Annotated in this window: 8 protein-coding genes; 5 read left to right on the forward strand and 3 right to left on the reverse strand. The window is 56.7% G+C overall.

What is annotated here, in order from left to right:
- Nucleotides 1-138 precede the first annotated feature (138 nt).
- Nucleotides 139-1,824, forward strand: a complete 1,686-nt coding sequence (locus tag Pla52nx_RS14670; protein WP_146520953.1) for a carboxypeptidase-like regulatory domain-containing protein — start codon at nucleotides 139-141, stop codon at nucleotides 1,822-1,824.
- A 57-nt stretch (nucleotides 1,825-1,881) separates the two neighbouring features.
- On the opposite strand, the gene Pla52nx_RS14675 is transcribed toward Pla52nx_RS14670, so the two are convergent.
- The 3 genes from Pla52nx_RS14675 to Pla52nx_RS14685 all read right to left on the reverse strand — a co-directional run bounded on the left by Pla52nx_RS14675 (nucleotide 1,882) and on the right by Pla52nx_RS14685 (nucleotide 7,580).
- Nucleotides 1,882-2,838 carry an AEC family transporter gene (locus Pla52nx_RS14675; RefSeq protein WP_146520952.1) on the reverse strand — a complete coding sequence of 319 codons (957 nt, stop codon included), beginning with the start codon at nucleotides 2,836-2,838 and terminating at the stop codon, nucleotides 1,882-1,884.
- 183 nt (nucleotides 2,839-3,021) lie between these two features.
- Nucleotides 3,022-6,396: a dockerin type I domain-containing protein gene (locus tag Pla52nx_RS14680; RefSeq protein ID WP_146520951.1), complete on the reverse strand. Its 3,375-nt coding sequence runs from the start codon at nucleotides 6,394-6,396 to the stop codon at nucleotides 3,022-3,024.
- 194 nt (nucleotides 6,397-6,590) lie between these two features.
- The gene (locus tag Pla52nx_RS14685) at nucleotides 6,591-7,580 is read right to left on the reverse strand and encodes a TPR end-of-group domain-containing protein (RefSeq protein ID WP_146520950.1); all 990 of its coding nucleotides are present in this window, start codon (nucleotides 7,578-7,580) and stop codon (nucleotides 6,591-6,593) included.
- Between the two features lie 526 nt (nucleotides 7,581-8,106).
- Here Pla52nx_RS14685 and Pla52nx_RS14690 point away from each other — a divergent pair.
- The 4 genes from Pla52nx_RS14690 to Pla52nx_RS14705 all read left to right on the forward strand — a co-directional run bounded on the left by Pla52nx_RS14690 (nucleotide 8,107) and on the right by Pla52nx_RS14705 (nucleotide 15,764).
- Complete coding sequence (locus Pla52nx_RS14690; RefSeq protein WP_146520949.1) at nucleotides 8,107-9,450, forward strand: MFS transporter; 1,344 nt, start codon at nucleotides 8,107-8,109, stop codon at nucleotides 9,448-9,450.
- A 316-nt stretch (nucleotides 9,451-9,766) separates the two neighbouring features.
- Nucleotides 9,767-10,522, forward strand: a complete 756-nt coding sequence (locus tag Pla52nx_RS14695) for a CerR family C-terminal domain-containing protein (protein ID WP_146520948.1) — start codon at nucleotides 9,767-9,769, stop codon at nucleotides 10,520-10,522.
- Between the two features lie 50 nt (nucleotides 10,523-10,572).
- Entirely contained in the window at nucleotides 10,573-12,456 is a 1,884-nt protein-coding gene (locus Pla52nx_RS14700) for an efflux RND transporter periplasmic adaptor subunit (RefSeq protein ID WP_231742082.1), read from the forward strand.
- The gene (locus tag Pla52nx_RS14705) at nucleotides 12,453-15,764 is read left to right on the forward strand and encodes an efflux RND transporter permease subunit (RefSeq protein WP_146520946.1); all 3,312 of its coding nucleotides are present in this window, start codon (nucleotides 12,453-12,455) and stop codon (nucleotides 15,762-15,764) included. Before Pla52nx_RS14700 ends, Pla52nx_RS14705 begins: the two co-directional genes overlap by 4 nt.
- The last annotated feature ends 39 nt before the right edge of the window (nucleotides 15,765-15,803 follow it).

Below are 15,803 nucleotides of genomic sequence, written 5' to 3' on the forward strand. Positions count from 1 at the left end.
GAATGCCAGAAACCGAGCGAATCACTCAAGGTCGCTCCTTAACCCCGTTGGCTACTGCAAACATGACTTCATAAATCGAGTATCCTGACAGGGGCTGAGCAACATCATTTCGTACAAATACTCAGTGGAGCGATCACTGTGATACTCTCAAAAGACTGTGCCCTTCGTTGGAGTCGTAGAATCGTTGCTACTATCTTGTTGGCAGCGTTCCTCTTGGGAGTCCCTGGGCAGGTTGGACTAGACGCTCAACGATTGTTCTCACAAGACGCCAAAGCTACGGGTGCTGCCGAGTTGCCACCTAAGACCTTTGTCGGGATCGTGGTCGATGCACAAGGCCAACCGATTGTTAACGCAACGGTATTACTGCATGATCAAACCGCGTTTGACACCGAATCACCAGCGGACTTCTGCGTTTTGACGAACGATGACGGTCGATTCGAAATCAAAATCGTCCCGGATGCTGACCAACAAAAGCGACTTTTCTTTTCCTACAAGATTTGGGCATTCAAGAATGGATACAGCCTTCGCTGTGTGGCCACGCAATACCGCGATGAGATTCGCATGGTATTGCCGGATGAAGAATCCGTAAGCTTTCAAATCACGCATCCCAGCATTGAAAGCTTTGATGACGTCGTTGCGACACCTTATTACTTTGACGTGCCCAATGGCTGCTACACTTCCGACATCGGCACGGGACTCAGCGCCCCCATCCCACTGACAATGCGACGAATGATTGCAGGCGAAGTGCTTCCTAGCGGACAGGGGGTGATTCGAGGCGTGACAAGTGCCTTGCTGAATTCGGTCCTGCTGGAATCACCACGTTTGGGAAAGCAGTACGGTCCGGTACCAGGGACGATCAAGCTTCGGGAAACCGGCTCCTTGACACTTTCGCTGTCTACCCCTCCCGAATTTGTTCCGGAGACTTGCCAGGTGTACGTTACGATCGACGACGACTTTGAACGTCCAGGGGGTTACCGCTCAGGCGTGCATTTCAAGGGATTTTTAGACGAAAACCATCAAATACAAATTCCCACTATCGGATCTGGACCGGCTACGATTTCGCTCACTTGGCCAGACGAGTCTGAGTGGATTGCCCTGACGCCATCGAAGTTTGAAATCTCTCCTGGAGAAAACAATGATCTGCAAATTGGCATGATTCGGGGTGTCGAAGTTCATGGACGCGTGTTCGCATCTGATACCGGTCAACCTGTAAGCCGTTCACATATCGCGCTCCGCAGCGAGACAATCAATTGCTGGCGAACCGCGACATCCGATTTGGCAGGTCGGTTTTCTGTGCGAATGCCACCGGGAGATACACGGGTGCAGCTGTTTGCCATGCCCCTGACCGTCACCCACCAATATCCCGAAACGCAGACCATCGACGTTCCTCAACAGGTCGCTAAATATGAAATGGATCCCATTCTCATTGATCCGAAAGGGTCATTGCGTGGATTCTTGATTGATGAACAAGGCAAACGCGTGCCTGGTCGTCGAATAGCCGTCTTATCGACCAGGTATCGCCACCTGTGCGGAATTTCGGTGACGGATGCTCGGGGCAGCTTTCTGCTGCACCTAAGCAACCATGATCTTGAACAGCTGAAGAACTTGCTGGAGCATCGTCAGGACGGACCGCAAACAGCACGTCAAAATATAAAACTGACTGTGCTGCCTCAGGATGCTCCGACCGACACATTCCTGATTCGCGACTACATCAAAACTTCGAGCCAGGAATCGACCTACAAAATCGTGAGCAAGCAGCCTTTGGTACTCAAGCTGCTATCTGAGAGTCAGGAGAAACCAGAAAACTCTCCGATTGATCGCTAACCCATACGATTGAGTGGAAGCCTTTTCGTGGCCGAGCTACAGCATCAAAGTCCAGCGTCAAAGTCCCATCCACCATGTTCCCGCGGCTAGCCAGGCGGGCATCAACACTAGTCCCGCAATCGACGTCCACAGGACCACTCGCAACGCGGTTTCGGTGTCTTTTTCATAGAGCTTGGTCAGCACGATGGGAAAGACGGCCGCAGGCATGGCGGCTTGCAGCATGACGACGGCGCGAAGGTCTGTGGATGCAAAAAGCCACCTGCCCATGGCCAACATGATCAGCGGCAATAGGATTTGCCGCACACCGATCGCAGCAAAGATCGTTCGCGGTGAACCTCGCCACGCACCGTCTTTGAGGAAGTCGACGATGATCGCGCCGCTGAGCAGCAAGCCCAGCGGAATGGCGCATGCCCCGATGGCTCCGATGGCGGACAGAATCGGCGCCGGCACGTACTTGATCCACCCCAGTTCACTCAGTGCGACCGAAATCAGCACTGCCCACAACGGAGCGCTCTTGAGCATCCCTCGCCAGCCATTACCGCCGGAACCGCTGATGATCGCCAGCCCGATGCTCCACAATGCCACATCAACCCCAACGTTGTGCAAGATCAGTTCGATGACCGCACTGGGATAAAATTTCTCGGCAAGCGGCAAGGGGATGTATCCGTAATTGGCGATCCCGACGCAGAGTGCAAAGGCACGTTGGGACACGTCCGTTGTCAATCCGATCTTCGGTCCCAGCGAACGTGCGATCAGATAAGCGATTCCAAATCCGAACGCGGTGCTGCAGAAACCGAACGCGGTCGGTTGCCATGCCGTGGTGACGGAGCCGATCTCGGTGCTCGTGGCAAATTTCCCGATGAAGTAAGCCGGCAGCATGACGTTCGCCGTCAGATTTGCGAGTGTCCGGTCTGCTTCTGTCGTCAGCCATTTCAATTGACGACAGCCGGCGCCCACTCCCATGACGAGAAAGACGCCGAGAACGGATGCGACGATGGGCCAGACTTCACTCATGATGGGCGACAACGTAATCACTGTCAGCTATCTGCGGGAGCATTGATCCTGACATGGTCGCCATCGACTCCACCGAAGTGCGATTGGGCGTCATCTGTGTCCCTAAGCAGGCCTTTTCACCTGACGGGACGTAGTTGCCCAGCGGCAGCACGTCCCCAAAGCAGCTCATTCAGGACTCTCAATTCACGCACTGAGAAGTTCCACAGACGCAAACAGGGCGTTGATCGCTTCGTCCACCATCGCAGAGTCCGGTTCTGGGGAATCGATCGCGGCAGAAACAGGGGCAACCGAGTTGATCTCACTGATTGCCGCAACCAATTTCTTGGGGACCAGTTCTTGATCCAATTTGTCGTCCTCAGTGACGCCCTGGGTGATCGGAATTTCCGACACCCCCACCGCTGCTGACGCTAATGATTGGCTTGGGAGATCAGTAGCAGCGGAACTTCGTTGACGCGCCAGTTCATTGACGATCCACAGGGCGTCCAGTGCGGTTTCCCGACCGTCGCGGTTGACGTCGGTGAAACTGGTGGAGACTTGCTGAGGAGCGGATTCCCCTTCGGCGAGTCCACTTTGCAATTGGTTGATTACCATCAGAGCATCCATCGCCGTGGTATTTCCGTCCCCGTTGACGTCGGTCGGATTGAGGATGTTGCTGGGGGAGTTTCCAACCGCATCGGCACCGGCCGACGAGTGAACGGAGAACATTCGATCTGCGGAATGTCCCTCAAAAATGATCGCGTACAGACCACCGGACGTGACCGTCGCGGATACGACTCCGTTGGAGAATTCGCCCGCAGGTACTAAATCGCCGTCCATGATTTGAACCGTCTCGATCGCGGATGCCGAACCGATTGGCGTGACGGAGATGGTGGTGTCGCTGATCGCTCTGAAAATGATTGCGGTCGGTACACTGTCGCCAGGTATCACGTGTGGGCGGGCAATCAGTTGCGGCAAATAGATTCGTGCCGGACCGCGTTCGGGGTCGTCATTGACAATCGTCGTCTGTGCAACGGCGGCAGCAAAGGTTGCCGCTTGGTCGACGTCCGCATAACGCACCGTCAGTATCTCGTCGTCTTCGAATTCACGGTCGCCGCGCACCAAAATGCTGAAGGAAACCGATGTCTGACCATCCTCGAAACTGACCGTGATGGGAGCCGACACGATGTCGCTGGAGTCAAGAGTACCGCCAATGGAAAGCGTCGCCGTTGCCGCACCATCAGCAATGTCTCGGCGGGCAATGAACTCAACCGAAACCTCGCCGCTATCACCTTCCTGGACAGATTGGCTGACCGCTTGAATGGAATAGATCGGTTGATTGATCACCTCCAGAATCGCGTCGACCACCTCCGAAGCGTTCGATGCTCGCAGGGCGGCACCTCCTGAAAACGCGGCGATTGCCTCCAACTCATTGATAGCGTTAGAATTCGAGCCGATCGCGACGGTAAAGATCTGCACGGGCACGGGAGCACGACCGGTGGATTCGCCCTCGGGCATGATTGTTGTCATCGTAATGGAAAAACCTTCTCCCTCGGCGATGGTTGCCGGGAGTGGTGTATCCACATTGACATCTGCCGCCAGCCGCTCGACTTCCGGTCGGACGCTTGGATCATCAGCGTCTTCGTCCGTGAACAGAATGATCTTTCTCGAGACGGCCTCCGATCTCCACTGCCCGACTCCTCCGTTGAGCGCGAGCCGCAACGCGGTGTAGACGTTCTCTGTGGAGGCCCCTGAGATCGAGACTTGGTTGATCGCCGCAGTGGCAGCGGCTTTTCTTTCCTCCACCGTTTCTTGTTCGGTGAACTCTGTGAAGACCGTGGGGCTGGAGTCGTATCCCATCACGGCCACACGCGAGCCCTCGAATCCGCGCTCGGGGTCAAACACGGAATCGAGAATCTGTCTCGATTGAGATTTCACGGCTTCGATGTCGTCACTCATGCTGCCGGTCACATCGATGACAAACGCTAGGTCCTGTCCTCCCTCGACCACCTCGATGACGGTGCCGCCGCCGATGATGATGGACGCGTCTCGTCCAGTGACCTCTTCGGGAGCCAAAACCCGCAAAGCCGCCCCCGCAGGAACCATCGCGGAAATGGTCACTTGTGTCCCAAAGAAATCAAAGAATCCGTCATCTCCATTGATCATCACTTGGCCGCTGGAGAACGACACATCGTCTTGATCGACGAGCTCGTGCAGCACACCGATCTTGTCTCCGATCTCCAAATCCAAGATCGTGTCACCGTCCAGTTCGCCTGGCGTTCCCAGGAAGGTGTCGGCACCCGGACCACCGTGCATCTGATCGTTTCCGCCAATTCCGAATAGGTTCGCGTCATCGCCTCTCAGGGAATCGTCGCCGTCAAAGCCTTGCAGGAAATCGTCACCGCCACCTCCGATCAAGAAATCGTCCTGAGACACGGAGAACCCGTACGCAGAGGTCATCGATGCACTGGTTCCAAGAATGACGGAAGGTGCATCAGCGGAAAAGAAATCGGTCGCCGCATTTGCGATACTATTCAGGTCCTCGGTCAATGAAACCAGCACCCGCGACTCTCGATTCGTACGATCGTAGAAGACCGACGATAGAATCACCTCTGTGGAGTAGCGATACGTTTGAGCCCCATGCAGTTTGAGCAAGTTGGGGACATCCCCCAAGATCGGGACGCTTTCAAACACCGGGTAGACTTCCTGCGCAGCGTTGCTGTTGTAGGAGCCGACAATGGAATACACCGCGTCGCTCTCGTGGCCGACATTCAAAACGCGACTGTCACTTGCAAAACTCGCTTGAGGTGATGCGACCGCGACCGCGTCATAACGCCAGCCGGGAACCGTATTGTCCGGGTGATTGGCCATAAAGAACTCCGTCATCGCTCCGCCCAGGCTGTGACCGGCCACGAGCAACGTGCCTCCCGCAGAACGACTAGCAAGCAGTTGGTTTAGCGCGTCGAAGAGTGGAGAAAACGCTTGGTAGTGCAGTTGCTGGCCGAGCGGCCCCCAGTCCCCTGGGTCACCAAAACTGAAGGGGATTCCGTCAAAAACCGTCCCTCGAAAACCGAGTGCCAGCCGTCCGGTACCCGTCTGCTCCAGCAGTACGGCCTCCGCAGTACCCGGAAACAAAATATCGACACCCGATAGCGGGTAGGAATTGGAACGATACAGGAATCCGCCATCAACGAGTCGTTCAGTCGGCAAACCGAAATTGGTCAGCTGGCTAGTAATCGCTTGCCAGCCTGCAAGCCCCGCGGCGACAACGTCTGCGTTAGAAGTTCCGTACGCTGCGGCCGCGACATTGACTCCCGCCAAGACATCCGCGCTGGACAGCGTGGGATGATAAAACTTTGTTCCCGGACTGTTGTTCATCAGCATGCCGACGCCCTCACCCTCGGCTGCTTGTTCCGACGTATGCAAGAAAGCCGACACGCTCAACGAACCAGTGACGAAAGTCTCGCCGACTACTTCCAAATCGGAAGGCATCGTCGCGGAAAGCATCGTTCGCTGCTCAAGCGTCTCGAATTGGCGTTTTCGAAAGCGGGGCGATTTTCCAATGGAACGTTGGGGTCTCATCGTGCTGTCCTCTCAAGGTTGAAGTCGTCCGCGCCAACATTCCCGACCAGTTGGCATCTGTTGCGGGAGCGAGTATAGCGGCGCCGGAATCAGCCTGCACGCCGCCCCGGTGCCATGATGCAAAACAATCCCATCCTTTTGACAGTCCAGTTGTGACATCGTTGGGAAATGCAGAAGGTTTTTCATAATCCGGGCTACCGAGATGCCTTGTCCGCCATCAGTTGTTTGAATCGGGGATGATCTCTGAGCGAGTCCAAGTCTTCGTCGGTTTCGTACTTCGAAAACAAAATCGAGTCGTCGTCGGCAAGCTCCCATAGCGCGTCGATCGCGCGCTCGGTTTGCCCCAGCATGGCCAAGGCACATGCGTAGTTGTACTCGATGAATCGCGGCGTCCAATCCTGGCGGACTTCGAAGAACGGATCTTGCGAGTCAAAACTGGGAAGGTCACGGATCAATCGCTCATTCGCTGCGAGGCTTTCCTGCAACAAACGAGTCTTTTCCGTTGGCTCCGAGACGGATCGGCTCATTTCCATGAGTGAGCGTGCGAATCCATACCGCGCGCCGACGTTCATCGGGTCCAGCTCAATTGATTGCGACGAGTACTTGATCGCCTGTTCAAACCAAACCATGCGATTGTCGGATTCACATTCGGCCCGGAACTCAAAAACGGTGCCGATGAAATGCGTCAGGTCGACCAAACAATCGATCCTCTCTTGGGGATCGGCGTCGTCATCCGGTTGATTCCGCACACGGTCGATCAGCCGCTGTGTAATTTCAATCGCTTCGTCGAAACACGCGATCTTGGCTTCCTGTGCGGTGGTATGCTCGCCGAGCCGAAACAAACATTTTGCGAGACAGTCTTCGGTCGCCTCATGCCCCGGTTCCTGTCGAAGGATCGCTCGCAGCAATTCGATCGCTTCACGCGACAGCTGGCATTGCCGCTCGGGGTCATCCAAGCAATCCACGAGAAAGTACTTTGCGTTGGCGAGCTGAAATCTTGCTTCCAAATTACCCGGCCAAATCGCCAGGGCTTTTTCGAAACATGGAATCGCTTTCTCGATGATCACCGCGGCCTGCTCACGGCCCTGTCCCTCCAGCTTTTGAAGGATTGCTTGCCCTCGCTCGACGGCTTCGTCCGATCGTTGCTCGGTGCGTTGGCTGCTGGACGGGTTGATGTAGGCCATGCTCGATTTATTTCTCGTTGCGGATGATGTCGTAGCGTGCAAACTCATGGTCAGTTGCAGCCTCACGGATGCATTCTAAGCATTCGTCCCGCTCGCAATCCAGTTGCCGGATCACAAAGTGACGATGCCCCCGATTGTCGCTCGACTTTCCAAGTCGAAAGCGAGCCTCGGAAAACGTTTTGCCAATCCAAGACGTTGATTTACGTGGTCGGGTCGCTTCCCCATGCGTGCAGATGTCAGCCTAGAAAGGCTGACGTACAAAAGGCGGCCCGATTGTCGCTCGACTTTCCAAGTCGATAGCGTGCCCCGGCAAACGTTTTACCACTGCATGACGCTGATTTACGTGGTCGGGACGCTCCCCAGGTGTGCAGATGTCAGCCTAGTGGTCTGGGACGGCTAGAAGCTAGGGTTTGCCGTAGTGGATCTTGCCAAAGATCCCACCGCTACCACTACCCTGGAGATACGCTACAGGATCTTTAACAAGATCCACTACCCTGGAGATAAGTCACCCCGTACAACGTCGCGTATGAACCCTGATAGCGAGCCCCAGCAAGTCATCCGCCCACCGCGATTCGCCCATTTTCCGTTTGATCCCGCTCGCGTACCGTTCTTTTATGGCACAGCGGTTCTGGTCTGCGGCACCTTGGGCGTGTTGGCCAGTGCGCCGGGACAGACCGTTGGGGTTTCCGTGTTCACGGACTTTCTGATCCAAGCCCACCAGTTGTCACGCAGTTGGATCAGCTTTGCCTACCTCACTGGCACCATTGCCAGCGCGTTGCTGATCACCCGCGCCGGTCGCTGGTACGACCGCTTCGGAGGACGCTGGGTCGCCACCGCGTCGGCCGCCATGCTCGCGTTGGTTCTGATCGCGATGAGTTTCTCGGTCTCCATCGCCGGGTTTGTTGCTGCGGGATTGCCAGATCGTTTCCGTGACGGAACTGCGTTTGTCGTCTTGACGTTGGGCTTTTTTGCGATGCGATTCTTTGGTCAGGGCATGCTGACTTTATCGTCTCGCAACATGGTGTTGGAGTGGTTTGAGCAGCGACGTGGAATGGCGATGGCGTTCATCGGCACATCAGTTGCGTTCGGTTTCTCAGCGACTCCGCCGTTTTTCGAGTGGCTGATTCGACAAGGCGGCTGGTCTTGGGCTTGGCAAGCGATCGCCGCGCTGGTGGCCGGATTTGCATTGATCGCGTTTTGCTTCGGTCGATCAAAACCGGAGGAGCACGGGATGCTGCCCGATGGGCCGTATGCCAAGGCCGACCGAAAGACGCATGAGGAAACCGTCAGCGGTCGCCAGTTCACGCTTTCCGAAGCTCGGCGAACCTACAGCTTTTGGATCTTCACCTTCAGCGTGGTGCTATCTGGTTTGCTGCTGACCGCCTTCTCGTTTCACGTCGTATCAATCTTCGCCGACGCCGGCATGAGTCGTAGTCAAGCCGTCGCGATCTTTGTCCCGGCAGCATTTGTCAGCGTCGCAGTGGAATTGTTCGGCAGTTGGCTCAGCGATTTCGTCAAACTGAAATACTTGGCGATCGTGCAGGTGCTGGGCAGCCTTTTGCTCTCACTGAGCTTGTCTTCGCTGGGTTCCCAGCTGTCTGTCGTCATCGTGGTTTTGGGGATGGGGATGATGCAAGGCATGTTCGGGATCATTTCTGCCGTGACTTGGCCGCGGTTTTACGGTCGCACTCATCTGGGAGCGATCTCCGGATTCTCGACGTCGATTGTTGTCGCGGGAACGGCGGTCGGCCCGTATCTCTTCAGTGTCGCGCACGACCAATTTGGAACCTACCGCCCCGCGACGATCCTCTGTGCCGTACTCGCGGTCGCCCTGCTGGTCGCGTCACCCAAGGCCGATCGCCCGAAGTAGTCATTCTGGGGAGCGTTTCCCACTGTTTGACCCGCAGCCGAAGGCGTAGGCGGTAGCGGTGATGGATTCTGCGGGGCAATCCGGCCGGTGGCGTCTCCTGCGCCTTCGGCTACGGGGCAAACGAAGTTGTTGCGAATGTCAGCCTGGAAAGGCTGACGTACGTGACCCTCTGGCACAACTTTTTGACAATTCTGACCACCTGCCCCCCGTTGGTGCGATTGGCAATCTTGCAATTCAAACAACTGTTTGAAACAATCGTTTAAATCGTCTTGCTTTGTTATTTCCTGATCGTGGAGGCCACGTCATCAACGACTCAATGGACGCCGACCCACGCAGTCGGCTGATTGCGGCAGCCGGACCTATTTTCGCCGGTCGTGGATATTCCGGTGCGTCGCTGCGCGAGATCGCGGCGGAGGCCGGTGCGAACGTTGCATCGATCTCGTATTACTTCGGGGACAAGATGGGCTTGTACCGGGCCGTGATTCAGCACATTCGACGCACGCGAGAGCAGCAGCATGCGATGCCAATGGACCTCGTTGCGCTGCCCGCGCCGACGCGATTGTCCATGCTGGTCCGGACGATGCTCTCTCGCATGATGGCCTGCAACAACACCGGATGGGAATCGCAGGTGATGACCAACGAGATGATGCAGCCGACCGAAGCGTTCGAGGAACTGGTCAAAGATTACTTTCAGCCGCTTTTCACGCTTCTGAAACAAACCATGGCAGAGCTGTTGGCGGCGACGCACCCCAACGTGAAGGAATTCCCCGAGCATATGATCGAGCAGCTCGCGCTCAGCGTGGTCGGTCAGTGCTTGTATTACCGCGTGGGAAATCGAGTCGTCGAGATCTTGATTCCCCAGCAGCGACGACAGGACCACTACAACGTCGACGCGTTGTCGCGGCATGTGATCGCGTTCACGCTCGCCGCAGTGGCCAACCCCGATTTTCACACATGCAGCAATTCCGCTGTCAATCTTTCCGCGACCAACGCAGCCGAAACGAGTTCACACACGGGTTCGTTGCCGGTTGATTCATCAGACATATCCGACACCCATCGTTCTGTTTCATAGTGACCATGTCCCAACTGACCACCCATTCACCGTCCGATGGTGAGACGCCCATGTCTTCCGATCCACACGTTGCATCGCCGATGAAGCCGAACGGTTCGCCGATCGCGGTCAACACGCAGGCTTTCCCAGACGCCAAAGCTCATTCGGGATCCGAGGCATGGAGCAAATCGGTACTGTTCAATTTGGTCGTGCCGTTGCTGCTGCTGGGCCTTGGTGGCTTGGCCATCGTGGTGTTCGGCGAAGCGAAAGCGAAGCCGCTGCCGCCACCGGATCTGTCTCTTGCGGGACGTATGCAAGCGTTGCCGGCGGCGAGAGTGGAAGTCGTCCGGTCGCTGGAGTCCACCGGCAAGAAACTGGAACTCGTGGTCGATGGTTCGGTCGTTCCTTACCAGGAAGCACTCGTGGCGGCGGAGGTTGCCGGACGCGTCGTGCACAAGGAACCGATTTGCGAAGCGGGCTCGGTGGTCAAGCAAGGTCAACTGTTGATGCGGATCGATCCGACGGATTACGAGCTTGCCGTGGAGCGTCTGACGCGACAAAAGGAACAAGAGTATCGGGCTTTACAGGAAGTGGACCAGGAGATCGCCAACATCGGTCAGTCGATCAAAATCGCCGACCAAGACGTGAAGTTGCAGCAGAACGAAGTCGAGAGGCAGCTTTCGTTGCCCAAGAACTTCGCCAGCCAAGCGGAGATCGATCGCGCCAAGGGGGCGTTGTTGCAGGCCAGCCAACAGTTGCTCAACTTGAACAACCAAATCCGCTTACTGAGAGCGAGACGAACCAAATTGGAGTCCAGCGAGGAACTGGCCGCGACCCAACTGCGTGCGGCGGAGACGGATTTGAAACGCACCGAGATTGTCGCGCCGATCAGTGGCGTCATCGTCAGCGAGCAAGCCGACTTGAACACGTTTGTCAATCGCGGCACCACACTGGTGACGATCGAGGACACCAGCAAAGTCGAGGTCTCGTCGCGACTCAGGATGGACCAGCTGCATTGGGTGTTGGATCAGAATGATCCCAACTTGGCCACCGATGGTTACGATTTGCCGGACACTCCGGCGATCATTGAGTTCGACGTCGCGGGACGCGAATCGTCGACGTATCGGTGGCGTGGCAAACTGGTCAGCTACGACGGCGTCGGTCTGGACACGGCAACGCGAACGGTCCCCGTGCGTGTCTTGGTCGATTCCCCGAATCAGATGCTCGACGCCGAAGGTGCGGAATACACCTCGGGTCGTTCCAACGCATTGGTTCGCGGAATGTTTGTCCGCATTCGATTGCAGATCCAGCCCAAGACGCCGCTGGTGGTGATTCCCGCACAAGCATTGCGACCGGGCAATCGCGTTTGGGTGTTCACCGAAGACGCATCGGTGCTCGATGAGATCGCTCCACCGCAAGGCGATGAAACACAAGAAACAGGGGCAGACCCGAAAGAGGTCGCGGTCGTACCGGCAAAGCTGGCAGGAAAGAAAACGGAACCTTTGGATGCCGAGCAGAAGGCAGCCACACAAAAGAACGACCCCGAGGACAAGGCCCTCAACGCCGTCGATAGTGAAGCGTCAGCGGAGCCTACATTGGATCCCAAGAACTGGATCGCGGGCAAGGTCACCGTTTCGCAAACCGTTTATCCGGTCGAATCACTCCGGCTTTCGGACACCGTGGAAGATGACCCGTTGGTTTCGCCCGTCGTCAAATCCGCAGGGCGGATGTGGGTCTGTGAAGCCGCCGGTGATGAGATCGTCGATGGAACCAGGATCGTTGTTTCGCCGCTGGGCAGTGTCGGCGCCGATGGCGTCGCGGTGCGTATCCCCAATCCAGAGGCCAGCATCGACAACGAGCCCGAGCCACAGTCTGAGCCACAAGCCGAACCGGTACCCGCCACACAGGCCGTCACGCAAGCAAGCTCCGCGACGCGAGCGGGAGAGTCACGATGAAACGAGCAATCGCGTGGGCGATTTCCAATGGCCCCGGTATGAACGTGTTGGTATTGGGGCTGATGGCCATGGGGGCATGGTCGTTGATGTTAATGCAACGTGAGGTGTTTCCAAAGTTTGAGTTGGAGATCGTGATGGTGACGGTTCCCTATCCGGGAGCCACGCCGAGGGATAGCGAAGTCGCGATTTGCCAAAAGATCGAGGAGTCCATCCGATCGATCGAAGGGATCAAGAAGGTGACGTCGATCGCGCGCGAAGGTGCGGGCTACGTCTTGGCAGAACTTCGCAGCGACGTCCGGGATGTGCAGAAGGTGATGTCGGAGATCGATCGGCAGATCAAGCTGATTCCCAGCTTTCCCGAATTTGCCGAGGATCCCGAGATCCAGCAGATCACGTTTCGCGACGCAGCAATCCGCATCGGAATCATCGGCCCTCCGGATCGTACTCGCGAATCCGAACTCGCGCTGCGTGAGATCGCCGAAGACGTTCGGGACGACGTGCTGATGCTGCCGACGTGTTCATCCGCGTCGATCATGGGCACACGTCCCTATCAGATCGATGTCGAGATCCCAGAAGCCACCTTGCGCAGCTACGACTTGACGCTGGATCAAGTTGCTGCGTCCATTCGGCAGCGAAACATCGAGTTGCCCGGCGGACAGCTCAAGTCCGAGGGGCAGGAGGTCTTGCTGCGAGCCAAGAACAAAGGCCGCGTCGGTGAGGAGATTGCCAAGTTGCCGTTGGTGACCGACCAACGCGGCGTGGTGCTGACGGTCGGCGATTTAGGCTCCGTCCGAGACGATTTCGAAGACTCCTCCGTCGTCGGGGAAATCAATGGTGAACCGGCGATGGTCGTCAACGTCGAGCGGACCAAGAGCGAAGACTTGCTGGCGTTGGTCGACGATGTGTACAAGTATGTCGAAGGTAAGACGTTGCCCGAAGGATACGAGTTCGTTGTTTGGAATGACAGCAGCAAAGAGGTTCGCGGGCGAATCGAGCTGCTGCAACGCAACGGTCTGCAAGGGCTGGCGTTGGTGTTCCTCGTCTTGACACTCTTTCTGGAAATGCGGTTGGCGTTCTGGGTTGCCTTGGGGATCCCAATCTCCATCCTCGGCGCCGGCGTCGCGTTGGAGTTTGGTGGCCAAACACTGAACATGTTGAGCCTGTTCAGTTTCCTGGTCGCGTTGGGCATCGTGGTCGATGACGCGATCGTGATCGGCGAAAACATTTACGCGCACCGGCAAATGGGCAAGGATTACCGGCAAGCGGCGATCGATGGCACGGTGGAAGTCTTCGGCAGCGTTACGGCCTCCGTGTCCACGACAGTCATCGCGTTCGCACCGATGTTCTTTGTCTCCGGCGTGATGGGCAAATTCATGGCGGTGATTCCGTTTGCGGTGATCGCCATGTTGGTGATCTCGCTGTTCGAGAGCATTTTTGTCTTGCCGAGCCACCTGGGGCATCGCCATGCCGGTTTCTTTCGTGTCCTGCAAGTGCTGACGTATCCGGTTCGCCCCATCGGACTCGCGCTGGGGTGGCTGAGCGAGCATTTCAGCATTGCTCTGGAGTGGGTCTCCGATCGTGTCTATGCACCGGCGCTGCGTTTCTGCCTTCGGTATCCGATGATGCCCATCGCGGTCGCCGTCACACTGTTTTTGATCACCGGCGGAATGATCCGCGGTGGGATCGTGCCGTCCGTCTTGTTCCCCAAGGCGGACAACAATTTCTTGCAAGCTTCCATCGTTTTTCCGGATGGAACCCCCGCGATCGAAACCGACCGAGCGACCCGTCAAATGGAACGGGCTCTGCGCCAAGTCAGCTTGGAGATCGCGGCCGAGCGAGCCGCACGCGAAAAGGTTGACCCACTGACACTCTATCCCGGCACCACTGTCGAGAGCACCGGCCCGGTGCGTCTGACGTACCGCGAGGTGGGATCGGTAACGAACCTGCAAAACGCAGCCGGCGGTGGCAACAACGGCAGCCATGCCGGCCAGATCTTTGCCGAGCTATTCGACACCGAGATCCGAGAGATCCATAGCCGGGACTTGATCGCCCGCTGGCGCAAGGCGGCGGGTGAGTTCCCCGGAGCCGAGCGTGTGGTTTACGACGCAGTCGGCGTCGGACCTGGCGGCAAAGCGATCGAGTTCAAGCTGCTGGCGGCCGGTGAAGACGAAGAACAATTGTTGGCCGCCACCGAAGACATCAAAGCAAAACTGGCGACCTTTGCCGGCGTGTTCGACATCGCCGACGACAACACGCCCGGCAAATGGGAGTTTCAGTTCAAGGTCAAGGATCAAGCGTTGGCTACGGGAATCACGCCAACGGATTTGGGAACCACCGTTCGCAACTCGTACTTCGGTGCCGAAGCCATGCGGTTGCAGCGTGGCAGGCACGAAGTCAAATTGATGGTTCGCTACCCCGAGGAAGAGCGAAAGAGTTTGGTGAATTTTCGAGACATCCAAGTCCGTGATGCACAGGGAAATCAGAAGCCGATCACCGAGCTTGCCGAAATCGACTTGCAACGAGGTTTCTCAGAAATCAACCGCGTCGACCAGATGCGCTCGATCACGATCACGGCGGACCTTGATTCCGAAACCGCGAATGCATCGTTGATCATCAGCCAACTGCAAGAAGACTATGTTCCGCAAATGCAGAAGAAGTTCCCCGGTGTATCGATCCGATGGGAAGGCCAGGCGGAGCAGAGTCGTGAGTCGGTGGGTAGTTTGTTGGTCGGCAATGCGATCGCCATTTTGGCGATGTATGTTCTGCTGGTGCTGCAGTTCCGCAGCTATGCACAACCGATTTTGATCCTGATGATCGTGCCCTTCGGGATGATCGGCGCCGTGTGGGGACACGCTTTGTTGGGTCTGCCGTTAACGCTATTCAGCATGTTTGGGCTCGTCGCGCTCACCGGCGTGGTGATCAATGATTCGATCGTGCTGATCGATTTCATCAACGCCCGGGTGCGTGAAGGAATTCCGGTGGCACAAGCGTTGGAGGAATCGGGACAACGGCGTTTCCGCCCGATTTTGTTGACCAGCATGACGACGATAGCAGGGTTGATCCCACTGATGCTGGAGAAATCCTTCCAAGCGCAGTTGTTGATTCCGATGGCGTGCAGTTTGGCGTTCGGTTTACTACTGGCGACTGCGTTGGTGTTGTTCCTGGTGCCCGTGTTTTACACGTTGTACTTGAAGGCATTTGCGGTGGCAGTCGGAGCACTGAGGTTGATCGGCATTGTGAGCGTCAATGACGAAGAAGATTCTGAGACACCAGCAGCCGCAGCGATGAAGACCGAAGCCGCAGTTTGAGTTGTAGACGCAATTTCGCAACGGCCAGCCTGATACCAA

This window comes from Stieleria varia (genome assembly GCF_038443385.1).
GTDB lineage: Bacteria > Planctomycetota > Planctomycetia > Pirellulales > Pirellulaceae > Stieleria > Stieleria varia.